This is a genomic window from Dactylococcopsis salina PCC 8305 (assembly GCF_000317615.1).
Taxonomy (GTDB): Bacteria; Cyanobacteriota; Cyanobacteriia; order Cyanobacteriales; family Rubidibacteraceae; genus Halothece; species Halothece salina.
Genome location: NC_019780.1, coordinates 1,705,255 through 1,732,127 on the forward strand (window position 1 = coordinate 1,705,255; position 26,873 = coordinate 1,732,127).

A 26,873-nucleotide genomic window follows, 5' to 3' on the forward strand; every position below is an offset into this window, starting at 1 on the left:
CATGCGTGAAGAATTGGCGCTACACACCATCCAATTATTCCCCCCTTTCAAAGGGGGGTTAGGGGGGATATACTGTAACCTAACTTTTTGAAAATGGTATTAAGCCACTTCTGTTGTCGCTTGAATTGCAAAGTTGTCAGCAGTTAACTCATCAGCATTAACGCCAAGGAGACGGGCGACATCATTATCTCCAACACTGACAATCGCATCAGCACCATCTTGGGTAAGGCTCAAGTCAGCAAACTCAGCAACGGAGTCAATTCCGCCAATTCCGAGGACATCCTCACCGAAGATAAAGTCAGTGATTTCGTTAGCATTGGCGGCAATTTGTGCGTTGGCAATCCAGAACTGATCAGCGCCAGCACCACCAGTGACCAGATTTTTGCCACCGCCTTCAACTTGACCTTCTGAGAGGAAGAGACGATCATCGCCATCGCCACCCATGATGCGGTCTTCATAACCAGCATTCACCGTATCGTTGCCAGCACCACCGTAGAGGCGATTTTCACGACCGAGGGAAGACTCGATGATATCATTGCCAGCACCACCAAAAGCGCGATCGTTGCTACCAGCAACCAATTCATCGTTATTGCTGCCACCATAGAGGCGATTACCACCGTTACCAGTAGAGGTTTCAATGGAATCATTCCCTTCTCCACTGAAGACAAGATTGCCTTCGCCGTCAAAATCAACGCCAGCTTCGAGGGTGTCATCTTGTAAGCTACCGAAAGCAGGGGAACCAGAGCCAGAAATAGCGCCTTGTAAGGTTCCGTCAGCATTAGTCTGGAGGGTGATTTCATCTCCGTAAACTCGGCGCTCGGTATCTACCAAGTTATAATCAGAATCCAAGGTGGGGAAGCTATAGACAGGGGTTAAGGTAATTTCTGCTCCTTCGTCTGTTTGTTGCAGATTAACTTCTAAGTGACCATAGTGTTTACCACCGGCAACATTTTGAAGAACACCATTCACTTCTTCCCAGAGTTCAGGTTCACTTTGGTCGGCTGTCCATTGGCTAAACTGATTGTAGCTGAGAAGATTACCCTCCTCATCAGTGCGTTCTCCTCGCATTCCATCGCCAGCAACCCCAACATCATAGTAAGTAACGCCAATCCCATCGCCATCTTCATCCACGAAGCTACGCTCAAACATCTCACTGTGACCTGAGAAAACCGCAGCCACTTCGTACTCTTCAAAGAGGGGATGATATTGTCGCATCGGTGTTCCTCCTTGACCTGAGGAATCCTCATGGTTCATGGGAAGACCGTGAGTACCGCTGGAGTAGGGAACGTGGTGGAATTGAGCAAAGATAATTTGACCTTGTTCTCTTGCGTCTTCTAACTGCTCGATCGCCCAGTTCCATTGCGGGCTACCTGGGTTAAAGTCCGCTAAATCTGTTCCCCCTGCTGCTTCATACTGTTCGCGAGTATAGTTTTGTTGGGTGTCAGTGCCAGGTTCTGTAAATTCTCGGCCGCTAATTTTCGGAGGTTGTCCTTCTCCCCCATAGTTGTCTCGACTGTCATCCGGTTCTCCATTGGAAGTGTCGAGGGTAAGCACGGTGATGGGACCGTAGTCGATGCGATAATAGTTGTCTTGATGCTCAGGCGTACCATTGGGAGGGGCATCAAAGTAGGCGTGGAACTTGTCATGACCGAATTTTGGACCAAAGCGTCCCTCGTCATCTGTGCCATATCCGCCATTGAGTGCGCCGTAGTTTTCCCAGTTGCCAAGGGCGGGTAAGATCGGATATTCGGATAAACCACTGTCAAATTCCCCTGCATTGTGGCGGAAAAATTCATCCCAGCCGGGCTGGTAACCGCCGCCCTGGACTAAGTCTCCCGGCATCATCATGAAATCTGGTTCCCGACTGTTAATGATTTCAAGATTGTTGCGGTAGCCGACGTTTTCTGTCAGGGGATAGTTGAGACGATCGCCGCTGACCCCTAATGTATCCGCCCACTGACTCCCTTCTAAAGCTGGGCGATCTTCAGATTCAGAATCTAACGCCCCTTGCTGCCAATCCCGACGACGGACACGACCGCGCGGTTCCGTTTCACTGTCAGAGAGGGCAAAAAAGCGAATTTGATCCCAGTTGTCTTGAGTGGGTGCAGTTTGGAAACTGGCTTCAAACACCTCATCGCCAACCGTCACCGTGTATTGGTAGGTGCGATCGGGCAATAAACCGCTAACATCGACGGTGTGCTTATAGTTTTCATCGCCTAATAACCATGACCCTTGTTCTAAGCCATCAATTTCTTGGTTTAATTCAGCATTGGTGTAACTGAGTACAGACTCGAACGTTGGATCAGTGTTAAAAGAAAGGGGATTGTCCAATCCCGGTCCGGTAATGGTGATTTCTCCTGAAGTATCCTCTTCAGTGAACCAAGTAAAGTGCATCCCCTCGCTGGAAGGCTGTTGCAGATAAGGATTAACGCGGAAGGACATGATTAAAAACCTCCAAAGTTGTTTTTGCTCCAGAACAACTACAGCAGAATTATGAGATTTTCCTGAGTAATTCTGGAACTTTGTTTACTATGGCACTACAAGTTTAATAAACGATTATGAAACAATTAAATTTTTAGTTATCTGATTTTAAAAAATTAAACTCTTTAATAAGTTGCTGTTACACAACGAAAAAGTTGTTTTTGCTCCAGAACAACTACAGCAAAATTATGAGATTTTCCTGAAGTAATTCTGAAACTTTTAATTTTTTTTATACGTTTAGATAAAGAAATCTTAACCTACTTCAACGAAGATGAGAACGTTCTGAGTTTAAGGTAATAATAATGGCTGGCAATAACGTTATTTTCATTCACCCGGACGGAGCGGACCCGTCTCACTGGTCTCTTGCTCGTCTGGCAACAGAAGGTCCTGATGGTCGTATCAACTGGGACGAAATGACAGAAGCAAGTGTCTATCTCGGTCATATTGACGATCGCATTGTCGCCACATCTAATGCGGGCGCTGTCGCTCATGCTTATGGGATTAAGCCATTTTCTGGTAGTTATGGTTTTGACGAAAATGCAGACCCTTATCAGTCTCTTTCCGAGTTACAAGGGCAATTGCAAGGGGGAGCCGGGTCTGGTTCTACCATTATGGAAGAGGCGATCGCGGCGGATAAACCCACTGCGGTGATTCAATCTGGGTTTATCGCTGAACCTGGGACAGGGGTTTTCTTAGCAGATGCCGAAAGTAGAGGCGATCGAGCAGGGATCACGGCTCAAATCGTTGAGTCTGGGGTTGATGTGATTCTTGGCGCGGGAGAAGTCGATTATCTTCCTGTGGGAACAGAGGGTTTCTTTGGCGTGGAAGGAACTCGCACCGATGGACGTAACCTGATTACAGAAGCAGAAGCATTGGGTTACGAAGTGGTTTACACTCGCGAACAATTACAGGCGCTTCCTGCTGACACCGATCGCGTTTTAGGGATTTTTGCAGCCGAAGACACCTACAACGACACCACCGAAGCAGCTTTAGTGGAACAGGGATTAGTTGACGAAGACGGTCAACTGATTACCTACGGTCAACCTGGCAATGAAAATCCAGTGACCATTGCAGAAATGATGGAAGCCACTCTCAGCTTAGATAAGTTTACCCAAGCTGAAGACGGATTTTTAATTGTTGCCGAAGAAGAAGGAACCGATAACTTTGGGAACAATAACAATGCTGCGGGGGTTCTAGATGGAATTTTAAGAGCCGATGCCGCGATCGGGGTTGCCCAAGATTTCGTAGATAACAACCCCAATACCTTATTAATCACTGCTGCCGACAGTGCTGCTGGCGGAATCGAAATTGATGACGATGGCGGAAGCGCTGGTAGCACTCGCGAAGATGGTCCTTTTGGCAATGATGGCGACCCCTTCTTCACGGGCGCTGAAGATGCAAACGGCGACATTTTTTCCTTTACAGCAGAGTGGGGAACTCTCAGCGACGTTGCAGGAAGTATTGTCACCAAGGCTTATGGCTTAAACTCCGAGCAATTGTCTTCAACTGTGGACAATACAGGGATTTATCGCATCATGTACGAAACCCTGTTTGAGGTGGAGCTAGATTCTCCCGCAGGTGTTCCCGATGATTTTGCCCTCGAAGCACCGCCAGAACCCACCCAAGACACAGGGAACGTCGTCTTTATTCACCCTGATGGAACTAGCCCTTCCCACTACGCAGCCGCCCGTTTTGCGTCGGAAGGAACAGACGGTCGCCTCAACTGGGATCAGATGACCAACGCTGGCGTTTATCTGGGTCACATGGAAGATCAGATTGTGGGAACGTCTAATGGTGGGGCTGTTGTTCACGCTTATGGGGTCAAGCCTTTCAGTGGTACATTTGGCTTAGATGAACAAGGCGAAGCCATTACCTCTCTTTCTGGCAAAGAAGGAACAACGATTTTAGAAGAAGCGCAAGCTGCAGGCAAAGCAGTGGGGATTGTCAACTCTGGAGAAATCGCCGAACCTGGTTCTGCTGTTTTCCTATCCACCGCAGAAAGTCGTGGTCAAACAGGATTTATTACCGCAGAAGTCCTCGCATCAGGAGCAGAAGTTATTCTGGGTGGTGGAGAAACCGACTATCTCCCTCAAGAAGAAATCGGCTTTTTCGGACAACCAGGCACTCGCAGCGATGGTCGTAACCTCATTGAAGAAGCGGAAGACATGGGTTACACCGTTGTTTATACTCTCGAAGAACTGCAAGCGATCGATCCCGCAGAAACCGATAAACTCTTGGGAATCTTTGCTGCGGGTTCAACCTACAACGCAACTTCCGAAGAGAATCTCATCAATCAAGGATTAGTGGATGAAAATGGCGACTTGATCTTCTACGGTCAACCCCCTGAAAATCCCGATCCTCCAACGCTGGCGGAGATGACCGAGGCAGCCGTAGGCATTCTCTCGCAAGACCCCGATGGGTTTATGCTGGTTGCAGAAGAAGAGGGAACCGACAACTTTAACAACTCTGGTAACTCCGCAGGGGGAATTGAAGCAGCCCTCCGCGCTGATGCAGCAATGGGTGTGGTGCAAGACTTCATTCGCAATCAAGACCCCAATACCTTGCTCATTACCGCTGCTGACAGCGATGCGGGTGGTGTGGAAGTGGATGATGTTTCTGGGGATACGGTTGGCACTTATGAGGTACAGCCAGAATTACCAGGCACTGGTGTAGAATTTCCCTTTGATGGTCAAACAGGCTCTGATACTGCACCGTTTACCACTCCTGCTGATGCGGATGGCGATGAATTCCAGTTCGGTGTCGTTAATTCCTTCTCTGACTTAAGCGGTGGCATTGTTTCCAAAGCCTTCGGGATGAATGCGGATACCTTACCCCCCACCACCGACAATACTGATATCTATCGCACCATGTATCGGACGCTGTTTGGGATTGAACCAGAAGCAGCTGCTGGCGTACAGCCACAGGAAAATCCCACTGCAACGTTCACCACAGCGATCGATAACAACATTCTTGAGAATGAACCCGATACCCCTGGTGGCGATGTGGTTGACATCAGTGTTGACCAGGAAGATGACGGGGGAATCACGCAAGCGCTGCTGGAATTTACTGATTTCTCTATCCCTGATGACGCAACCTTAGAAGGTGCAACCTTAAGAATTTTCACCAACAATCCCACCAGTGGCCCTGTTTCTGCCTATCGGATGCTGGAAGACTGGGGGAATGATAGCACTTGGGCTGATTTTGATGGCAATGGCGTACAACCTGATGGCGTTGAAGCAGTAGAGGAAGCGTCTGTCACTTTCTTTAATCCTGATGATAATGCTTTCGTCAATTTGGATGTTACGGAGGATATTCAATTCTGGTTAGACAACCCCGATCAGAATAACGGTTGGATTTTAATCAATGATTCTACTGATGGTTGGGATTTTGATTCTTCTGAGTCTCAGAGTCAATTGGTTCCGCAGTTGGTCTTAGAATTTACCACAGAGGACGCACCGCCAGCACCTGTGGAGGGTGTCGTTATTACGGTTACTAGCGCCGATGATAGTGGTGCTGGTTCATTACGGGACGCGATCGCGCAGGCAAATGACAGCGAAGGCACGATCGACACCATTGAGTTTGACAGCAATCTCAACGGAGAAACCATTGTCTTAACCAGTGGCGAACTCGCTATTACTGACCCTCTCATTATCACAGGATTAGGCGACGATCAGTTAACGATTGATGGCAATGACAACAGTGGCATCTTCAACGTCAATGATGGCACTGATAACACGATTGAGGTCAGTATTGACGGTTTAACCCTCACTGGCGGTAACACCGAAGGCAGTGGCGCTGCAATTTCCAACCGTGAGACATTAACCATTAGCGATCTCACAATCTCCGATAACTTTGCTGAAGTCAATGGTGGTGCAATCAATAACACTGGTGGAACGCTAACCATCACAGATGTAACCCTTTCTGGAAACACCGCAAGTCTTGATGGCGGTGCAATTAACAATATCAATGAAGGCACTGTCACCATTTCTGAAAGCAACATTTCTGGAAATACGGCAATTGATGACGGTGGCGCGATCGACAATGCCAATGGTAGCACGCTTACTGTAACCAACAGCATCATCTCCGATAATGTAGCAGACACGGGCTTTGGTGGTGGTGTCAATCACTCCTACAATTCCCTCGCCACCTTGGTGAACACCACAATCTCTGGTAACTCCGCAAGCGCGAATGGCGGTGGTGTTAGCAACTATAACGGAACGATCGTGGTTTCTGACAGCACCATCAGTGGCAACTCAGCAGCAACCGATGGCGGTGGAATTGAAAACTTTGGCACGGCAACCCTGATTAATAGCACTATCAGCAATAACTTCTCAGCACGAGATGGTGGTGGCATTTTCGACACGGGAACAGCTAGCCTGATCAGTTCTACGGTTAGTGAAAATGAAGCTGGAAATAATGGCGGTTCTCTCTGGAGTGATGGCACAGTGAACCTCACCAACAGCATTCTTGCTGACAGCCGCAGCGCTGATGATGCGGAAGTTGCCGATGCAGGTGCAACGTTTAATTTGTCGGGAGCGAACATTGTTGAAGATGGCAGCGTCAGCGATACGATCGCGCTCGATCCCCGTCTTTCTCCCTTACAAGATAATGGCGGTTCTGTTCTCACTCACCTGCCTTTAGAGGAAAGCCCCGCGATCGATGCTGGCGATAACAATGAACTCCCCGCCGACAGCTTCGACCTTGATGGTGATGATGATACCTCAGAACCCATTCCCTTTGACCAACGAGGCTTCGATCGCGTTGTTGATGGAGTGGATATTGGTGCGGTAGAAGTACGAACAGAAGACTTAGCCGGCCCCAACGATCCGCCTACCATTCTTAATGCAGTTGAGTCTGTGGGCTTCCCTGAAAGCAGCCTCACAGGAGAAACAGAAGTGGTTGCAGGAGGACAAATTGAAGCCACTGACCCTGATACCCCCGCGATCGACCTCAATTTTGAGTTAACCGAGGATGCAGGTGGCTTCTTTGAACTGGTGGATGCAACAACAGGCGCGATCGCGATTACCCCTGAAGGTGCAGAAAACATCGAAGAAGGTCAAGAATTTAACTTAGAACTGGTTGTCAGTGATGGCGAGTTTGAATCTGACCCTGTAAACATCACTGTTAATATCGTAGAACCGTTATTAACCGCTTCGGAAACTTTCACCGCAGCCAACGATAACAACATTCGCGAGGATCAGCCCAATAGCCCAGGGGGAGATGAGACTGATATCAGCGTTGACCAACAAGACCCCGACGAAACCCAAGCCCTGATTGAATTTACGGATTTTTCCATTCCTGAAGGGACAACCCTAGACTCAGCAACGGTCACTTTCTTCACTAACAGTGCTAGCGATGGGCCAATTTCTTTATATCGAATGCTGCAAGATTGGAATAATGACAGCACTTGGGCTGACTTTGGCGGTGATGGCGTACAAGCTGATGGCGTTGAAGCTGTAGAAGAAGCCTCTGCTACCTTCCTTAACCCCGTTGATGATTCTTTCCTCTCCTTAGATGTTACTGAGGACGTTCAATCCTGGTTAGAAAACCCCGACCAAAACAACGGTTGGGTGATTTTGAATGCGTCTGGCGATGGTTGGGACTTTGATTCTTCGGAAAGTAGCCTTGACCAAGTTCCTCAATTGACTTTAGAATTTTCTGCGGAGGAGGCTGAAGAAGCAGAGGAAACGGAAGCGTTAGTTTTTGGTAGCCTCAACAATGACAGTTTTGATGGTGAACTCGGCGAAAACAACTTTGATGCCCTCGCTGATCTCTTGTTTACCGGTGCTGGCGAAGATACAGTAGATACCAGTAGCGGATCAGGTAATCGCATTTATGCCGGAAGCGAAGCCGATGAACTATTTGCCGGGACAGGTGATCGCCTCTTTGCTGGTGCAGGAAATGACATTCTCGAAGCAACCGCCAGTAATGGCAATAATCGCCTCTATGGAGGTTTCGGTGATGATGACTTCATCAATGGCAATAATGATCGTTTAGTCGGCGGTGAAGGCAGCGATCAATTCTTCTTGGCTGAAGAAAGCGGGGAAAGTGTGATCACCGGCGGTACTGGTACTGATCAATTCTGGATGGCCAATGCTGGTTTTCCTGTTGCAGCCAACACCATCACTGACTTTACTGCTGGAGAAGATGTTCTTGGTGTTGCTGGCATTGGTGCAGGAGATATTACTGATCTCTCCATTGCCCAAAGTGGAAATAACGCCACCATCGGTTTTAATGGGAATGATTTAGCGATCTTGCTAGGCGTTGATAGCAATGCTTTAACCAATAACAACTTCGTGTTTGAAAATGCAGCGGTTTAATCCTCGCTAACTCCGACTGTCTAGGAAAAGGGACGATCGCGCGATCGTCCCTTTTAGTTAGGGTTTCCTGTTGGGAAACTGAAACCTTTATCCAATGATATCAGGTTCGCTCGATCGATGATAAAGAGTAGGTTGGGTGAAGCGAAGCGAAACCCAACACACATTATAAGCAATTACCCGAACTTGATATGAGGCTTTAAGGCTCTTAACCCCTCAAAAAAGTGCAAGGGAGACAAGGGAGACAAGGAAGACAAGGGAGACAAGGGAGACAAGGGAGCGATTTTTCTTCCCCATCTTTCCCATCTCCCCCATCTTCCCCATCTTCCCCATCTCCCCCCATCTCCCCCATCTTCCCCATCTTCCCCATCTCCCCCCATCTCCCCCATCTCCCCTATCTTCCCCAACTTTTTCAGCAATAAAAAACCCGCACTGGGCGGGCTAAAGACTTAAAAATTAAATCGAGTTAAACAGACTTGGCTAGAAGATTCCAAAATCATCAAATTAAGCCACTTCTGTTGTCGCTTGAATTGCAAAGTTGTCAGCAGTTAACTCATCAGCATTAACGCCAAGGAGACGGGCGACATCATTATCTCCAACACTGACAATCGCATCAGCACCATCTTGGGTAAGGCTCAAGTCAGCAAACTCAGCAACGGAGTCAATTCCGCCGATACCGAGGACATCCTCACCGAAGATAAAGTCAGTGATTTCGTTAGCATTGGCGGCAACTTGTGCGTTGGCAATCCAGAACTGATCAGCACCAGCACCACCAGTGACCAGATTTTTGCCACCGCCTTCAACTTGACCTTCTGAGAGGAAGAGACGATCATTGCCATCGCCACCCATGATGCGGTCTTCATAACCAGCATTCACCGTATCGTTGCCAGCACCACCGTAGAGGCGATTTTCACGACCGAGGGAAGACTCGATGATATCATCACCAGCACCACCAAAAGCGCGATCGTTGCTACCAGCAACCAATTCATCGTTATTGCTGCCACCATAGAGGCGATTACCACCGTTACCAGTAGAGGTTTCAATGGAATCATTCCCTTCTCCACTGAAGACAAGATTGCCTTCGCCGTCAAAATCAACGCCAGCTTCGAGGGTGTCATCTTGTAAGCTACCGAAAGCGGGGCCAGCAAGAGTTTCTGCTTGGGCATCGAGGTTAATATTGAACTGGAAGATTTGACCGCCTTGGTCTCCTAAACGCTCTTCGACAACACCACCAGATTCACCGCGATGCTGTACCACACCGATCAAAGTCTGCTCAGCCAGCGGCAGGTCGTCGATGATTTCTTGGGCGCCAGTGCCAGCAAGCTCTTCTTGGGTGTAGAAGCTGCCGTCTTCCTTCGTTTCTACCAAGTGGGTGACGTTCCAAGAACCAGAAAACTCAGAACTTTCTGCCGAGGAAAATGTATCAGGAATCGCTGCCACTTCCGCTTCCGCACGAGGATTAAGAGCGCCCCCTGCTGATGCTAAGAAGTAGCCTGTGCCTTCTTCTTCTAACTGCATCGTCTCGGAGTCGATCGGGAGAACATATTTCCGTTCGCCATAATCGTTACCCGAATCTTCATCGACAATCAGGTAATCACCATCAGCAGCTTTAACCCACTGTAGCCCGTCGGGTCCAAAAATCCGCGCCTCATCATTTTCAATATGGGTCGCATGGGTGCGTGTGCCATCGGGGTTATTTTCACCAATGTGACCGGCTCCCTTACCGCCAGTTTCTAGGGTGAGGGCGCCATCCACGCCAGCTAAAATGCGGGTAACATCTGCTGACAAGTAATCAGGCAAACCATTACCATCAGCATCATTGTTTTCAAGCTCATTGACGATATCAGTGAACTCAATCCCTAACTGAGCGCCAGGCACGGTGAGGTTTTGAACATAGCGATGGTTGCTGGGGTCGGGGTCAACTGCGGGGTGTTCAGTCTTGCTGTCGCCGTTGAAATAGTTGTAACCCCCTGCTGCCACGCCGCCTTCGGGTTGTTCGTTCGGTTCGCCGTCATCGCCATCTTCCAGCCATTTGAACACTTCTGTTTCGCCAGCGTTCTCAGGACTATCGAAGCCATCCCACTGATAGCTGGTGGGATAATAACGGGCGCTGAAACTGTCGGGAGCGTCCGCATCCTGAGCGTAAGCATCCATCATCTTGACATCAGCATCAACATTCTCAATGCCCAAATTCTCGAATGTTTCTCCATCGAGAGACATTCCGTAGAGTTGACCGTACAGCAGACCATTTTCACCTAAGAAGGAATCCCGTTCGCTTGCGCCTTCAGTGAGGGGATCACCGTTGGCATCAACACCTTTCTTACCGATATAAACTGCTAGGGGGGCAGGTTCAACTCCAAGGTTGTAGCCCGCTGCTACAATAACAACGTAATCTTCGCTACCTGAGTTGATCGGCAGGAGTTTCTCATAACCCGCCTGACCTAACGCAGGTGCGGTGTAAGCAGTGTCATTTTCGAGATCAACCACCATCGAGGCGAGACCCATTGTGTCGTTAACGAAGAACTCACCGGCACTGCGAGGACCCTCCTCGCCATCAGGATCGGGATACATACCGTTGCCGATATTCCACTCTTCCGCCATCAGCCACATATCATCTTCAAAGCCGATGCCGTCGCCATATTTGTTGGCTGGCTCGTAGTAAGCTCCACAGAAGGAGTGGAAGAAGAAGTCACCTTGGGTCAACTGTTGCTCTTCGCGGAACTCATAGACCGTTCCATCGGCTGCGGTCTGGTTGCCCCACTTGGCACTCAAATCGCTAGGATCGTCATTCTCGCCATCTACAATCTCGCCGAATACGTTGTAAACGGTATTAAACAAATGTCCTGCTCCCTCGACCATCTCGCTGGCTGGAGTGTCGTTTTCGAGAAACTCCGCAAACGCAGCGCGATTATAGTCGATCGCGTGGATGTGAGAACCAGTGAATGTAACACCGCTTTCCATTTCCCAAGGGTAGGTCTCATTGGACATGGTGGCGTAGGACTCGGACTGGTACGCCACGCGCACGGTGTCTTCGTCTTGTAACCATGCGGCTTGACCATCAGGATAGCCAGTTAGCACGTGACCATTTTCGGCATCTTCCTCGCCCACTGTCCCTAGAGCTTTGAAATCACCGTAGGGGAAATCTGTGTCGCCACTTTCTCCGTCTTGCAAATGTTCAGGCTGGGTGGAACTACCAGCTTGGGGGATCAACGCTGTGGTCTCTCCAATACTTACCATTATTTAAAGCCTCTATTACCGTCAATAAGTTGCTGTTACACAACGAAAAAGTTGTTTTTGCTCCCGAACAACTACAGCAAAATTATGAGATTTTCCTGAAGTAATTCCGAAACTTTATTTAGTTTGACACTACAAGTTTAATAAACGGTTATGAAACAATTAATTTTTTAATTATTCAAGTTGAAAAAAATCTTAAGCCGTTTCTGGTTATAGTTTTCAGCGTTGAGGATTTCCAATTATAAAAAAAATCTTAAACTCTTTTCTCAATTATTAAATCAATATAAAATCCCTTGATTTTTGTCCTCTTTAGTGAAATCGGAAAAGGTTACTGATTCTTCACTCTAATTATTTCTTAGTAAAATTTGACTTGCTTAATAGTTGAGACTTAATGTTAACAAACAAATTGATAGTTACCAGATTTTTGATTAAGAAAGCGCAATTGATCAAGATATAGCGCTACGCGCTAGGCAAAAGGCAAGAGGCAAGAGGCAAGAGGCAAGAGTAAGGTATAGGTGAGTTTCAACATTTTGGAATGTCCTAACCTAATTTTGTAGCGCTATAGTAAGCGATCCCTCTCGTCGATCGTCCAGCTTTTTTTTATAAATAGTTGCAATTAGCTAAGACAAAAGAAATCTGGCTAAAGTTTTAGCCAGATCAGCAACTTATTGACGGTAAGTTGTAATTACTTTTATCTTAACGTGAAAAATATTAAAGTCAACTTCCATTTGAAAGATCGAAATCACTATTGATGGCTTTCCGAGTTTTTAGCTATCCAAAAAGGGCGAAACCCTAAACGGAAAATTGCTAAAACTCTTGTTTTCAGAGCATTCTGCGCGATCGCATTATGATTGCTTATGGATAATATCTAGTAGCTTTTATGGAAAAGCATTAACCCAACCTTCCCATAATTTTAATTTTTTTTATACGTTTAGATAAAAAAATCTTAACCTACTTCAGCGAAGATGAAAATGTTCTGAGTTCAAGATAATAATAATGGCTGGCAATAACGTTATTTTCATTCATCCCGATGGGGCAGGTCCCTCTCATTGGTCTCTTGCTCGTTTAGCAACAGAAGGTCCAGATGGTCGTATCAACTGGGATCGCATGACTGAAGCAAGTGTCTATTTGGGTCATCTTGATGATCAAATTGGTGCGACTTCTAATGCTGGTGCTGTTGCTCACGCTTACGGAATTAAGCCTGTTGCACCGAGCTATGGTTTCGATGGAGACGGAAACCCCTATCAACCCCTTTCCGAATTACAAGGGCAACTCCAAGACGGGGCAGAATCTGGCGATACGATCATGGAAGAAGCCGTTGCGTCGGGGAAACCCACCGCCCTGATTCAATCTGGCTTTATCGCAGAACCTGGAACGGGCGTTTTCGTTGCGGATGCCGAAAGTAGAGGCGACAGAGAAGGTATCACCGCGCAAATCGTTGAGTCTGGGGTTGATGTTATCCTCGGCGCGGGAGAAGTTGACTATCTTCCTGAAGGAGAAACTGGTTTCTTTGGCGTAGAAGGAACTCGTACCGATGGACGTAACCTGATTACAGAAGCGGAAGATGCAGGTTATGAAGTCGTTTATACTCGCGAACAATTACAAAGCCTTCCTGCTGATACCGAAAGAGTTTTAGGGATTTTTGCCCCCGAAGACACCTACAACGACTTAACCGAGCAACAGTTAAGAGATGCAGGATTAGTCGATGAAAGTTTACCCCCTAGTGAGCAACTGATCACCTACGGTCAACCCGATCAAAACAATCCTGATCCTGTTACCGTTGGGGAAATGATGGAATTCACCCTCGGCTTAGACAAGTTTACTCAAGCTGAAGATGGCTTCTTTGTTGTCGCTGAAGAAGAAGCAACCGACAACTTCGGAAACGACAACAACACAGCAGGGGTTTTAGATGCAACGTTAAGAGCCGATGCCATGATTGGGGCAGCACAAGACTTTGTAGATAATGTTAACCCCAACACCTTAGTCATCACCGCTGCTGATAGTGCTGCTGGTGGTTTACAGCTTGATGACAAAACGGGCGAAACCGTTGGCACTAACTTCCGTCAGCCTTCTTTTGATGATTTAGAAGGAAATGTTCAAATTGGCGAACGTAACGGTCAGCCCGTCTTTGCCTATGAAGTGCCTTTAGACGGTCAAACGGGTAACAATACCGAACCTTTTGTGACTGGCGCTCCTGATGCCAGTGGCGACACCTTTGAGTTTGGCGCGGCTTATGCTACCTTCAGCGACGTTTTTGGCAGCATCGTCACCAAAACCTACGGTCTCAATGCGGAGAAAATTAACTCTACCATTGACAATACCGCCGTGTATCGTCTGATGTACGAAACCCTGTTCGATGTAGAACTTGCTCCCCCCGATGGCGTTCCTGATGATTTTGACATTGAACAACCCCCAGAAGCGACTGCATCCACTGGTAATGTCATCTTTTTCCACCCTGATGGCACTAGCCCCTCTCACTTTGCAGCGGCTCGCTTTGCCACAGTGGGAACCGATGGTCGTCTCAACTGGGATAACATGAGCGAAGCCAGTGTCTATCTCGGTCACATGGACGATCGTATCGTGGGAACTTCTAATGGTGGTGCTGTGGTTCACGCCATGGGAGTTAAGCCCTTTGCGGGTAGTTATGGCTTAGATGAAAATGGTAATCCCTATACTTCCTTATCTGGAAAAGAAGGGACAACTATCTTAGAAGAAGCACAAGCTACAGGTAAAGCGGTAGGGATTGTTAACTCTGGCTTTATTGCTGAACCTGGTTCTGGTGTTTTCTTAGCTGATGTGGAAGATCGTAGCCAAACCGAAGCGATTACAGTGGAAATTTTAGAGTCTGGTGCTGATGTTATCCTTGGCGGTGGTGAAACCGATTATCTCCCTGAAGGTACAGTCGGCGTTTTCGGACAAGAAGGGACTCGCGAAGATGGACGTAACCTGATTGAAGAGGCGGAAGACATGGGTTATACTGTTGTCTTCAGTCGTGATGAATTAAATGAGGCTGTTGAAAATCCAGAAACCGACAAACTCTTAGGAATTTTTGCGGCTCGTGATACCTATAACGACACCTTTGAAGACGATCTTCGCGGTCAAGGGTTTGAAGCGGAAAATGGCGATTTAATTTACTACGGTCAACCTCCTGAGAATCCGAATCCTCCCACCGTTGCGGAAATGACTGAAGCGGCTCTCTCCATCCTGTCTCAAGATGAGGATGGCTTCATGCTGGTAGCAGAAGAAGAAGCAACGGACAACTTCCCGAACAATGGCAACGCTGGCGGCGGTATTGAAGCAACCATCCGCGCTGATGAGGCGATCGGGGTGGCTCAAGAGTTTGTCAAAAATCAAGACCCCAATACATTACTCCTAACCGCTGCTGATAGTGATGCTAATGGGTTTGAAGTGGAAGATGTTGATGTTGAAGCCGAAACCGTTGGCTTTGATGATGTGCAAGCTGATGAGTTCGTCTTCCCCTTAGATGGTCAAACGGGTTCTGATACTGCTCCTTTCCAAACCGGTGCGCCTGATGCTGATGGTGACAATTTCCAATTTGGCATGGTTTCTGCAGGTTTAGCGGATTTAGAAGGCTCGATCGTTGCCAAAGCCTTTGGGATGAACGCCGAAACCCTCCCCACAACTGCCGACAATACTGATATCTATCGCACCATGTATCGCACGCTCTTCGGTGCGGAAGCGGAAGACGTGGCAGATGTGAAACTTGCCTTCGGTAGCCTTGGCAATGATACCCGTGATTCTGCTGTCGATGCTGATTTTGATGGAGCTGCTGACTTATCCTTTACAGGTGCGGGAAGCGACGTGATTGATACCAGTTCCTCTATCTTTGGTCAAAACCGAGTTTACGCTGGTTCTGATAATGATGAGTTATTGGCAAGCAGCAACGATCGCCTCTTTGCTGGCGCTGGAAACGATGTTCTCGATTCCACTGATGGTAATGGCGGTAATCGTCTCTATGGTGGCGCTGGTAACGATGACTTCTTCCTCGGTAGCAACGATCGCGCGATCGGCGGTGAAGGCAGCGATCGCTTCTTCACTCCCGAAGGCGGTAACAATCTGATCACTGGTGGTGCTGGTGCTGACCAATTCTGGATTGCCAATGCTCAACTTCCTGCTGCAGCCAGCGAGATTACAGACTTTACCGCAGGTGAAGATGTCCTCGGTATCGGCGGTATTGACTCCGTTGCTGAGTTTGCTGATTTAACCATTACTCAAGATGGTGCTGACGCTTTAATCAGTGCGGGAGATAGTGAGTTAGCGCGTCTGTTGGGCCTTAATGCTGATGACGTGACTGCTGCTCAGTTTGCCATTGTTGAAAGCGCAGTTTAGAGCGCGATCGCGCTTTTTAATTAATTCTTAAAGGCGAAAACTTGTCGGGGTGAACAGTAGTTTACCTCGACATTTTTTTTAACATCGGGTTGGCATGAAAGACTCTATAGCGCTACAAAATCAGGTTATACCATGTTGGAAAAGTCAAGTTGCATTAAAGCCCCCCAAACCCCCCAAGTCTGGGGGGCTTAAAGAGTCGATACTGTAGCGCCAGTTTTTCAAAATGGTATTAGGACATTCCAAAATGTTGAAACTCACCTATAACTTACTAAGGCAACTTGCCTCTTGCCTAAGGCAACTTGCCTTTTGCATGCAAGCCTTTTGCCTCTTGCCTCTTGCCTTTTGCCTCTTGCCTCTTGCCTCTTGCCTAAGGCAACTTGCCTAGCGCGTAGCGCTATAAAATCGGTGTAAGATAACAGCTTAGTCCAATTCAGCCAACGTTTTACTCAGGAATGACACAGACATATCAAATCACCTTGCTACCAGGAGATGGCATTGGTCCCGAAATTATCGGAGTCACCGTAAAAGTCTTAAAAGCAGTGGGTCAACAGTGTGATCTCGAATTTAAATTCACTGAAGGATTAATTGGTGGCGTTGCCATTGATCAAACAGGAAACCCTCTCCCTCAAGAAACCTTAGATATCTGTCGCGAAAGTGATGCTGTTTTACTGGCAGCGATCGGCGGCTATAAATGGGATAATTTACCCCGTCATCAACGCCCAGAAACAGGATTATTAGGATTACGTGCTGGACTCGAATTATTTGCGAACCTGCGCCCTGCGAAGATATTACCACAATTAGTGGATGCTTCCTCCCTGAAACGAAACATTGTGGAAGGAGTGGATATCATGGTTGTGCGAGAATTAACTGGCGGCGTTTATTTCGGTGAACCGAAAGGGGTTTTCAGCACGGAAAACGGACAACAACGCGGTGTAAATACAATGGCTTACACTGACGCGGAAATCGATCGCATCGGAAAAGTTGCCTTTGAAACCGCCCAAAAACGGAACAAAAAACTCTGTTCAGTGGATAAAGCCAATGTTTTAGAAGTCTCGCAATTGTGGCGCGATCGAGTGACTGCTTTATCCTCATCCTATCCCGATATTGAACTCTCTCATTTATATGTGGATAACGCCGCCATGCAACTGGTACGCGATCCGAAACAATTTGATATCATTGTCACAGGAAATTTGTTTGGCGATATTCTCTCCGATGCCGCAGCGATGTTAACTGGAAGTATTGGGATGTTACCCTCAGCGAGTATGGGAGAAGGGAAACCAGGTGTTTTTGAACCCGTACATGGTTCCGCCCCTGATATTGCGGGAGAAAACAAAGCCAATCCCTTAGCACAAGTTTTAAGTGCTGCGATGATGTTACGTTATGGCTTAGATCAGCCGATCGCGGCAGATAAAATCGAACAAGCAGTGTTCAATGTCTTAGATCAAGGTTATCGCACAGGAGACATTATGTCCGAGGGAATGACCTTGCTAGGTTGTCAAGAAATGGGAGAAGTTTTACTAAAATCGATTTAACTGCTTACTTAAGTAGAAAGGACAAAATCGTAGGTGGGGTGGAGGTAACGAAACCCAACATCAATTGGTCATTAGAAAACAAAGGACAAAATCGTAGGTGGGGTGGAGGTAACGAAACCCAACACCAATTACGAATTGAGAGAATGTTGGGTTACGCTTCCGCTAACCCAGCCTACGATTATACCATTTTGGAAAAGTAAAGTTACATTTAAGCCCCCCAAACTTGGGGGGTTGGGGGGCTTAAGTAATAGTATTACTACGATTACGACTACTATTTAATAACTTACAAATTGAAAACTGGTATCAATAAATTATGACAGATTCTAATAACATCGATCATCATTTTCTAACAGAAGCACCAGATTTATTACAAAATATAGAAACAACTCTCATCACTTTAAGATTTAGAAAATATCCAAAGCGCGATCGAGGCGCAAAATCTAGCGCACTGATATTTCTGTTTGTTTCCACAAAAAACAATTGATGCGATCGCGAGTTGCCAAGGGGGGGTTAGAATATTGTGGCAACTATAGGATAGAAATCATAGGATGACTAGAAGAAGTCATTCCCTAAAATACTTACTCTAAAATTTACATTTATAATAACCATCCAAGCTAACTCATTCTTTCTCAACTAAAATGTCCACACTTGTCATCGTCGAATCACCGACTAAAGCCCGCACTATCCGTAAATATCTCCCCAATGACTATCGCGTCGAAGCCTCTATGGGTCATGTTCGAGACCTACCCTCCTCCGCCAAAGAAGTTCCCGCAAAAGTCAAAGAAGAAAGCTGGGGACGGTTAGGGGTCAATGTTGAAGAAGGATTCAAACCCGTTTACGTGGTGCCGACAGATAAGAAAAAAGTCGTTAGGGAACTGAAAGCCGCGTTAAAGGAAGCAGACGAACTGATCCTTGCGACAGACGAAGATCGCGAAGGAGAAAGCATTTCTTGGCATCTGAAAGAACTCCTCAACCCGAAAGTGCCAACCAAACGGATGGTCTTCCATGAAATCACACGGGAAGCAATTCAAGAAGCACTCAAACACTGTCGAGATGTAGATAATGACCTCGTAGAAGCACAAGAAACCCGACGCATTTTAGATCGGTTGTATGGTTACACCCTCTCCCCCTTATTATGGAAAAAGGTGGCGCGTGGACTTTCAGCAGGACGAGTGCAATCAGTAGCAGTGCGCCTAATTGTGGAGAAGGAACGAGAACGCCGTGCGTTTAAAAGTGGTAGTTACTGGGATTTAAAGGCAACTTTAGAACAGAAAAAAAGTGAGTTTGAAGCGAAACTAACCACCCTCGGTGGGAAAAAACTTGCCACTGGTAGCGATTTTGATCCTAAAACTGGGAAAATTGCCAAAGGGCGAGATGTGGTATTACTCAACGAAGCCGAAGCAAACGCCCTCAAAGATCGTCTTAGCGATAAACAGTGGACAGTGAAACAGGTGGAAGAACGTCCCACCACTCGTAAACCGTCTCCTCCCTTTACCACTTCTACACTGCAACAGGAGTCAAACCGTAAATTAAAAATTTCGGCACGGGATACGATGCGAACCGCTCAAAGTTTGTATGAAAACGGTTATATTACCTATATGCGGACCGATTCGGTGCATCTTTCCGAACAAGCGATTAGTGCGGCGAGAACCTGTGTGACCGAAAAGTATGGTAAAGAATATTTGTCTCCGAAACCTCGTCAATATAGCACCAAAAGTAAAGGCGCACAGGAAGCACACGAGGCAATTCGTCCCGCAGGGGAAACCTTCCGTTCTCCTCAAGAAACAGGGCTACAAGGACGAGAATTAGCCCTCTATGATTTGATTTGGAAACGGACGATCGCCAGTCAGATGGCGAATGCTAAGTTAACTCAAATTTCCGTTCAGTTGGCGGTAGAAGATGCAGAATTTCGATCGAGCGGGAAACGCATTGATTTTGCAGGGTTTTTCCGTGCTTATGTAGAAGGATCAGACGATCCCGAAGCGGCGCTAGAAAACCAAGAAGTGATCTTACCCGACTTAAAAGAAGGCGACCATCCCAACTGTAAAAACCTGGAATCTCTCGGTCACGAAACCCAGCCCCCCGCCCGTTATACAGAAGCCTCACTGGTGAAAATGTTAGAAAGTGAAGGCATTGGACGACCGAGTACCTACGCCAGTATTATTAGTACAATCATCGATCGAGGCTATGTGCAAATGCGCGGTAATGCCCTCACGCCAACCTTTACCGCCTTTGCCGTCACCAGCCTACTAGAACAGTATTTTGGGGAACTGGTTGATCCTCATTTTACCGCTCGTATGGAAAAAACCCTCGACCACATCGCCGCCGGAAAAGCCGACTCCACCCCCTATCTAGAAAAATTCTACTTTGGGGAAAAAGGACTGAATACCCTAGTGGAAGAAAAAGAAAACGAAATTGACTCCAGCAACGCGAAAGCCGTTCATTTGGATAACATTGACGTAAAAATCAAAATTGGTTATTTCGGTCCTTACCTCGAAACAGAAAACGGAGACGGAGTAGTTACCGCCTCCATCCCTCAAGACTTAACCCCGGCCGATCTCAACCCCGAACAAGTAGAGGTCTTACTGCGTCAAAAAACCGAAGGACCCGACCAAGTAGGAATTCATCCAGAAACTGGAGACCCCATCTTTATCAAAATTGGTCGTTATGGTCCCTATGTGGAATTGGGAGAAGAAACAGAAGGGAAGAAGAAACCAAAACGCTGTTCCCTTCCCAAAGGAACACAACCCGAAGATGTCACCCTAGAGATGGCGGTAAAACTACTGTCTCTTCCCCGTCATTTAGGAGAACATCCCACCACTGGCGCACCGATTAAAACCGCCATTGGTCCTTATGGTCCCTATGTAGTACATGATCAAGGCAAAGAGGGAAAAGACTATCGTTCCTTGAAAAAAGAAGATGATGTATTAAGCATCGAATTAAACCGCGCTTTAGAACTGCTTTCCCAACCGAAAAAAAGTCGTCGCGGTAATCAAAAAGAACTGATTAAAGAATTAGGGAATCATCCTGATAACGAGAAACCCGTTAAGTTATACAAAGGTCCTCATGGCCCTTACATCAATCATGGTCGGAAAAATGCCTCTCTGCCTGAAGGGGAATCTCCTGATAAGATGACTTTAGAACGAGCGGTAGAATTATTAGCAGAAAAAACGAAAACCAGTAGTAAAACCACTGCTAAAAGTAAAACGGGTACGAAAAAAAACACTGGAACAAAAACCAAAACGACCCGCAAGAAAAAAACCGAATAACACTCGTACAACAAACAACAAACAACAAATAACAAACAACAAATAACAAATAACAAATAACAAATAACAAATAACAAATAACAAATAACAAACAACAAACAACAAACAACAAATAACAAATAACAAACAATGATTATTCGTAGTCCCAAACCCTGGCAAAAAGAACGTCCTCCCATTACCGCCAAACGATTATATCTTAACCGCCGTCATTTTATTAAAAGTCTCATTGGTGCGAGTTTAGGCGCAACTGCTTTTTCTCTTACTGGTTGTCAAACTTCTGAATCAAAACAAGCACTAAAAAATAGTCTCAAGCAACCGAAAATTTCTCCCCTAACCACGAATCCGAATTTTGCGTCCGTAGAACGTCCCATTACTGATGAAATTTTAGCGGGAAGTTATAACAATTTTTACGAATTTGGTGGCAATAAGTCCATTTGGTTAAAAGCCCAAAACTTACCGACAGAAAACTGGAAAGTAGAAGTGACAGGCTTAGTTAAAAATCCGAAAACTTATGATTTAGATGAGATTAAAAAACAGTTTCCCATTGAAGAAAGGATTTATCGCTTTCGTTGTGTGGAAGCCTGGTCAATGGTTTTACCCTGGGTGGGGTTTCCGATGCGCGAATTGATCAAAGCAGTAGAACCCACTGCTAAGGCGAAGTTTGTTCGCTTTACTTCTCGATATGACTCCGAGATTATGCCAGGTCCGACGTTGCATTTTGGCGGCTTACCCTGGCCCTATACTGAATCATTACGCTTGGATGAAATGGCGAATGAGTTAGCGTTTTTTGCCATTGGCATTTATGGGGAAGAATTACCGAAACAACATGGCGCACCCATTCGGGCAGTTTTACCGTGGAAATATGGGTTTAAAGGGGCAAAATCGATCGTTAAAATTGAATTTGTCGCGGAACAACCCGACACTTATTGGCATACCCTTGTCCCCAATGAATATGGTTTAATTGCCAATGTTAATCCTGATGTTCCTCATCCTCGTTGGTCCCAAGCGACGGAAAAGTTTATTAGTAATGGACCGAATTTATCTTGGGAAATGAAGGAAACGCAATTGTATAACGGTTATGGGGAATATGTGGCGGCGTTGTATTAGGCTGGAAATCACCTCAATATGTTTCAAACCACACGAAAACGCCTAGCTTTATGGTATGCCGTTGTGACGGCAGTTTTATTACTTTTGTTCGCCACAGGGGTCTATTGTTATGTGCGGAGTACGCTGATTGAACGGATTGATGATACTTTAAAGCACGTGGTAGAAGTTGTGGAACGATCGCTGATCATTGAACCGATCGCAATTTCAGATCATGGCTATCGTCTCAATATTGAAGCCAGCTTTCGCAATGATACGGAAACGGTAGAGGATGATCATATTGATTTAGAATGGTTTGATCCACAAGGAAAGTTACTGTGGTCAACGTTTTCTGATGGGTTTAATTATCCCCTACATAAAAATCGTCCAGTGGAGACGGTTCACATTTCCTCTGGCTATCTTCTCCGTCAAGTGACTGAACCCGTGACTTTCGGAAAACAAACGTTGGGTTATCTGCGAGTGAGTCATCCCTGGTTTGAGGTGACAAAACCGATCCGACAATTGCTGTTAGATTTGATTATGGGGATTAGTGCCATGGTGGTTTCGGTAGCGGGAATTAGTTGGTGGTTATCGGGGATTGCGATTCAACCAGTAAAGGAATCCTATCAAAGTTTAAAACAGTTTACCGCCGATGCGTCCCATGAGTTACGAAATCCGATCGCGATGATTCAAACCAATGTTCAAATGGCGTTAGCTTACCCTGATGATGCGTCACAACAGCAACAGTTACAGGTGATTGAACGGTTGACACAACGTTTGGGAAGATTGGTGAATGATTTGTTATTTTTAGCGCGATCGGACAGTGGGATGATGGAAACGAAACGACAATCGGTTTCTTTGGATGCGTTGTTAATGGAAGTGATGGAGGAACAAAGCGCGATCGCGCAACAAAAGGGAATTGAACTTAACTTTACAATTCCAGAAACCGATCAAGGGTTGACCCTCAATGGTGATTGGGATCAATTAGCGCGACTGTTTACGAACTTAATCAGCAATGCGATCGAGCATTCCCTTCCCCATCAAACCACTGTTTCTCCCCAGATTACCATTCAACTGCAACGTCTCAAACGTAACCATCACGATTATCTCAAAGTAGAAGTAGAAGACACAGGGAAAGGAATCCCAGAAACCGAATTACCTCACCTGTTCGATCGATTCTATCGGGTGTCTCCCTATCCCAAAGCAACGGAAAATCAGCAAGTCACTGGCGCGGGATTAGGGTTAGCGATCGCGCAAGCAATTGTTAACAATCATCAGGGACAAATTTCTGTTAATAGTGTTAGAGAAAAGGGAACAACCTTCATCGTCATGCTTCCCCTTCATTAATCTTAGATCAGGTTCGCTCAATAATAAAAAGTAGGGTGGGCATTGCCCACCCTACTCATTGTTCCCCCCTTTCCAAGCAGTAGGGGGAATTTATTCCCCCCTTTCAAAGGGGGGTTAGGGGGGATTTACTGTAACTTAACTTTTCAAAAATAGTATTACAAATGAGAAATCAAAAATCATTTACCCTGATTCTTATCATCTTACTTGGTGCAATTTTAAGACTGATAAATCTGGAGAGAAAACCGCTTTGGCTAGATGAAATCATTACAGGATTATTTACCTTTGGACAAGGCTATGATGTCATTCCCAGAGAGACACTGTTTCCCGTAGAAACAATTTCTAATTTGTTGACTTATCAGCCACAAACTTGTTCCGAAATTGCTCAATTTTTAATCCAGGAATCAACGCATCCACCACTATTTTTTTGTTTGCTTCATCAATGGTTAGGCGGAATCCATGCTTTCAGTTTTTTCGAGATTCCTTTAGCCATTCAGTTACGCAGTTTACCAGTAATTTTCGGGGTGATTGCGATTCTTATTTCCTATTATCTCAATCAACAGGCTTTTTCTCAAACCGCAGGATTAATGAGTGCTGGAATTATTGCGGTTTCCCCATTTGCCGTTTATTTATCACAAGAAGCGCGACAATATACCCTACTTTTAATTTTAATCTCGATCGCGCTTTTAGCTCTCATTCAGATTCTTAAACCCGTTAAAAATGCTTGGATTTATTGGTTGCTGTGGGGAATTACCAATAGTTTAGGCGGTTACACTCACTATTTTTTTATCCTCTCTTTTGTCGCTCAAACTCTCATTTTAGTTTTATACTTTCTCTGGAAATCTCCTCGTAAACTCTTTTTATTATTTAGTGTAATTGTTGGCATTATTTTGAGTTATCTTCCCTGGTTTCCAGCCTTAATAACTCATTTTTCTAGTTCAACAACTGACTGGCTTCCTGATTCTGATTTATTTTCCCCGATCTATCAGTTATTACTCGGTTTTTTAGTCATGGTGATTACGCTTCCCGTGGAAAACCAACCGATTTTGATACAAGTTATTTCAGGAAGTCTCATGCTAAGTTTTGGCGGCTGGTTAATCTATCAGTTTAGTTTGGGGTATCGGCGACTCTTACAAAATAAGACGACTAAAAAAGCGACATTGGTTTTATCTTTATATCTGGGTTTGGTGTTACTGCAATTTTTATTTATTATTTATGTTTTAGATAAAAATATCTCGATCGCACCTCGTTATAATTATGTCTTCTATCCTGCGATTTGTTCCCTTTTGGGGGCGAGTTTTTCCGTTGGGTTTTATCCCCCCTTACCCCCCTTAGAAAAGGGGGGGAATTATCGAGATTCCCTTAAAAGGGGGGGAGTGATTCTAGTTGGAATAATTAGTAGTTTGTTTGTGGTATTTAATCTCTTTTTTCTAAAACCCTATTTACCAGAAGTTACCGCGCAGCGTTTTGATCAATCTTCTGACTCTATTTTAATTGTTATGGGTTATAAAGATGAAATGGATTTAGCATTAGGCTTAAGTTATGGGTTAGCTTTCAGTCAAATTCAAGATCAAGATTTAAATCATCAATTTATCTTTTATAATCGCGATCGAGGCTACGATCGCATTTGGCAAGAAATCAGTCAATTAGAAATCAAAGTGTCTGATTTATGGGTAATTGGAACTGGCTTAAAACAAGTGGCGTTTCCAGACGAATTAGGTTTAAATAATAATCAGCAAAATTGTCAGCGCGATCAAAAAAATTATTATCGAATTGGCATCCCTTACCAACGTTACAATTGTCAGTTTAATTATAGCAATCTCAGAATCAGATATGAGAAGGGAATGCAATCTAGTTCCCCCAAAATTGGGGGTTAGGAGGCTGAGACTTCTCACCACTCATCTCTGATTACTATAGAGGGAGATTAGAATTTTTGAGAGTTGCTTGTATATTTTTTCTGTTGATGAAATTCCGACTCCTGTATCAGTGACAGAAAAATTAAGTTTGTTATTATATCTTTCTACTTTTAAGGTTACTGATCCTCGATCGGTAAATTTGATCGCATTATTCAGTAAATTAACTAATATTTGTTGTAGCTTGGTTCGATCGAGATCAACCGAATTAGGGATATTATCTCCACAGTTTAGATGAAACTCTAATCCTTTTAATCAGCGCCGTAAAGCTGTTGATAATAAGTTTGATATTCTTCGGATAACAAAGGTTCCCACCAGTGACGGTTTTCTAAATACCAAATTACGGTTTCTCGTAATCCTTCTTCCACAGTAACTGAGGGCTGCCATCCGAGTTCGTTTCTAATTTTACTCGCATCGATCGCATAACGTCGATCGTGTCCAGGACGATCTTTAACAAAGGTAATTAAATCGGAAGCTGAAGACACAGGAAGACTTGGCGCGAGTTCATCCATCAGTTGACAAAGCATCTTCACTAAATCAATATTTTTCACTTCATTATTCCCGCCGATATTATAAGTTTCGCCTGGTTTTCCCTTTTGAATTACCGTATCTAAGGCGCGACAATGATCAACCACATATAACCAATCTCGCACATTTTGACCATCCCCATATACAGGTAAAGGCTTTCCTAAAAGGATATTAATGCACATCAAAGGAATCAGTTTTTCTGGGTAATGATAAGCACCATAATTGTTAGAACAATTCGTGATGAAAGTGGGCAAGTTATAGGTATGATAATAAGCGCGAACTAAATGGTCACTCCCTGCTTTTGATGCGGAATAAGGACTATTCGGTGTATAAGGAGTGGTTTCCTTAAATGGCGGATCATTTGGCTCTAATGTGCCATAAACTTCGTCGGTGGAAACGTGAAGAAATCTGGGATTTGTTTCGATTTTGGGGGAATAATGACGGAATGCTTCTAGAAGTGTAAATGTACCAATAATGTTGGTTTGAATGAAGGCATCTGGCGCTAAGATTGATCGATCAACATGGGATTCCGCAGCAAAATGCGCGATCGTATTAACCTGATAATTGAGAAGCAATTGATCGACTAAAGCTCGATCGGTGATATTCCCTTCTACGAAATGAAAATTCGGACAAGTTTCTAAGTCTTTTAAGTTCTCAAAGTTTCCAGCATAAGTCAGCGCATCAAGGACAACGATCGTATCATCTGGATGATGTTCTAACCAATAGTGAACAAAATTTGAACCAATAAAACCCGCACCACCCGTTACTAATAAATGACGAGACATAATAAATTAAAGAACAATCAAATTATGTTTTTATTAT

At 45.4% G+C, this 26,873-nt stretch carries 14 protein-coding genes; 9 read left to right on the forward strand and 5 right to left on the reverse strand.

Translation table 11 applies throughout. The features are described from left to right. Positions 1-99 precede the first annotated feature (99 nt). Positions 100-2,442, reverse strand: a complete 2,343-nt coding sequence (locus tag DACSA_RS08475; RefSeq protein ID WP_015229355.1) for a metallophosphoesterase — start codon at positions 2,440-2,442, stop codon at positions 100-102. 341 nt (positions 2,443-2,783) lie between these two features. Between DACSA_RS08475 and DACSA_RS19695 the strand changes: the two genes are divergently transcribed. Next, positions 2,784-8,801: an alkaline phosphatase gene (locus DACSA_RS19695; protein ID WP_015229356.1), complete on the forward strand. Its 6,018-nt coding sequence runs from the start codon at positions 2,784-2,786 to the stop codon at positions 8,799-8,801. A 173-nt stretch (positions 8,802-8,974) separates the two neighbouring features. Here DACSA_RS19695 and DACSA_RS08485 read toward each other — a convergent pair whose 3' ends face one another. Then, positions 8,975-9,217 carry a hypothetical protein gene (locus DACSA_RS08485; RefSeq protein ID WP_156800725.1) on the reverse strand — a complete coding sequence of 81 codons (243 nt, stop codon included), beginning with the start codon at positions 9,215-9,217 and terminating at the stop codon, positions 8,975-8,977. An 85-nt stretch (positions 9,218-9,302) separates the two neighbouring features. Then, positions 9,303-11,786: a calcium-binding protein gene (locus tag DACSA_RS08490; RefSeq protein ID WP_232225246.1), complete on the reverse strand. Its 2,484-nt coding sequence runs from the start codon at positions 11,784-11,786 to the stop codon at positions 9,303-9,305. Positions 11,787-13,028: 1,242 nt separating this feature from the next. Between DACSA_RS08490 and DACSA_RS08495 the strand changes: the two genes are divergently transcribed. From DACSA_RS08495 to DACSA_RS08520, 8 genes are all read left to right on the forward strand, one after another. Then, on the forward strand, positions 13,029-16,382 hold the full coding sequence (locus DACSA_RS08495; RefSeq protein ID WP_015229359.1) for an alkaline phosphatase: 3,354 nt from the start codon (positions 13,029-13,031) through the stop codon (positions 16,380-16,382). Between the two features lie 452 nt (positions 16,383-16,834). Further along, positions 16,835-17,914, forward strand: coding sequence for a 3-isopropylmalate dehydrogenase (gene leuB, locus DACSA_RS08500; RefSeq protein ID WP_015229360.1), 1,080 nt, complete (start codon positions 16,835-16,837; stop codon positions 17,912-17,914). Positions 17,915-17,952: 38 nt separating this feature from the next. Beyond that, positions 17,953-18,114, forward strand: a complete 162-nt coding sequence (locus tag DACSA_RS22085) for a hypothetical protein (protein WP_232225248.1) — start codon at positions 17,953-17,955, stop codon at positions 18,112-18,114. 113 nt (positions 18,115-18,227) lie between these two features. Next, positions 18,228-18,398, forward strand: a complete 171-nt coding sequence (locus tag DACSA_RS20510; protein WP_156800727.1) for a hypothetical protein — start codon at positions 18,228-18,230, stop codon at positions 18,396-18,398. 154 nt (positions 18,399-18,552) lie between these two features. Next, positions 18,553-21,183, forward strand: a complete 2,631-nt coding sequence (gene topA / locus DACSA_RS08505) for a type I DNA topoisomerase (protein ID WP_015229361.1) — start codon at positions 18,553-18,555, stop codon at positions 21,181-21,183. Between the two features lie 129 nt (positions 21,184-21,312). Then, on the forward strand, positions 21,313-22,290 hold the full coding sequence (gene msrP, locus DACSA_RS08510; protein ID WP_015229362.1) for a protein-methionine-sulfoxide reductase catalytic subunit MsrP: 978 nt from the start codon (positions 21,313-21,315) through the stop codon (positions 22,288-22,290). An 18-nt stretch (positions 22,291-22,308) separates the two neighbouring features. Beyond that, positions 22,309-23,613, forward strand: coding sequence for a sensor histidine kinase (locus tag DACSA_RS08515; protein WP_015229363.1), 1,305 nt, complete (start codon positions 22,309-22,311; stop codon positions 23,611-23,613). A 161-nt stretch (positions 23,614-23,774) separates the two neighbouring features. After that, the gene (locus tag DACSA_RS08520) at positions 23,775-25,487 is read left to right on the forward strand and encodes a glycosyltransferase family 39 protein (RefSeq protein WP_015229364.1); all 1,713 of its coding nucleotides are present in this window, start codon (positions 23,775-23,777) and stop codon (positions 25,485-25,487) included. A gap of 21 nt (positions 25,488-25,508) precedes the next feature. Here the strand turns inward: DACSA_RS08520 and DACSA_RS19705 are convergent, their stop codons facing one another. Together DACSA_RS19705 and rfbB are read right to left on the reverse strand one after the other, a co-directional pair. Next, the gene (locus tag DACSA_RS19705; RefSeq protein WP_083874479.1) at positions 25,509-25,739 is read right to left on the reverse strand and encodes an ATP-binding protein; all 231 of its coding nucleotides are present in this window, start codon (positions 25,737-25,739) and stop codon (positions 25,509-25,511) included. A gap of 35 nt (positions 25,740-25,774) precedes the next feature. Beyond that, entirely contained in the window at positions 25,775-26,836 is a 1,062-nt protein-coding gene (rfbB, locus tag DACSA_RS08525; protein WP_015229365.1) for a dTDP-glucose 4,6-dehydratase, read from the reverse strand. Between the last annotated feature and the right edge of the window lie 37 nt (positions 26,837-26,873).

Bases quoted from the DNA above. Each gene is read 5' to 3' on its own strand.
- DACSA_RS08475 (WP_015229355.1), bottom strand. From the start codon at position 2,442: ATGTCCTTCCGCGTTAATCCTTATCTGCAACAGCCTTCCAGCGAGGGG.
- DACSA_RS19695 (WP_015229356.1), top strand. From the start codon at position 2,784: ATGGCTGGCAATAACGTTATTTTCATTCACCCGGACGGAGCGGACCCG.
- DACSA_RS08490 (WP_232225246.1), bottom strand. From the start codon at position 11,786: ATGTCCAATGAGACCTACCCTTGGGAAATGGAAAGCGGTGTTACATTC.
- DACSA_RS08495 (WP_015229359.1), top strand. From the start codon at position 13,029: ATGGCTGGCAATAACGTTATTTTCATTCATCCCGATGGGGCAGGTCCC.
- leuB (WP_015229360.1), top strand. From the start codon at position 16,835: ATGACACAGACATATCAAATCACCTTGCTACCAGGAGATGGCATTGGT.
- DACSA_RS20510 (WP_156800727.1), top strand. From the start codon at position 18,228: ATGACAGATTCTAATAACATCGATCATCATTTTCTAACAGAAGCACCA.
- topA (WP_015229361.1), top strand. From the start codon at position 18,553: ATGTCCACACTTGTCATCGTCGAATCACCGACTAAAGCCCGCACTATC.
- msrP (WP_015229362.1), top strand. From the start codon at position 21,313: ATGATTATTCGTAGTCCCAAACCCTGGCAAAAAGAACGTCCTCCCATT.
- DACSA_RS08515 (WP_015229363.1), top strand. From the start codon at position 22,309: ATGTTTCAAACCACACGAAAACGCCTAGCTTTATGGTATGCCGTTGTG.
- DACSA_RS08520 (WP_015229364.1), top strand. From the start codon at position 23,775: ATGAGAAATCAAAAATCATTTACCCTGATTCTTATCATCTTACTTGGT.
- rfbB (WP_015229365.1), bottom strand. From the start codon at position 26,836: ATGTCTCGTCATTTATTAGTAACGGGTGGTGCGGGTTTTATTGGTTCA.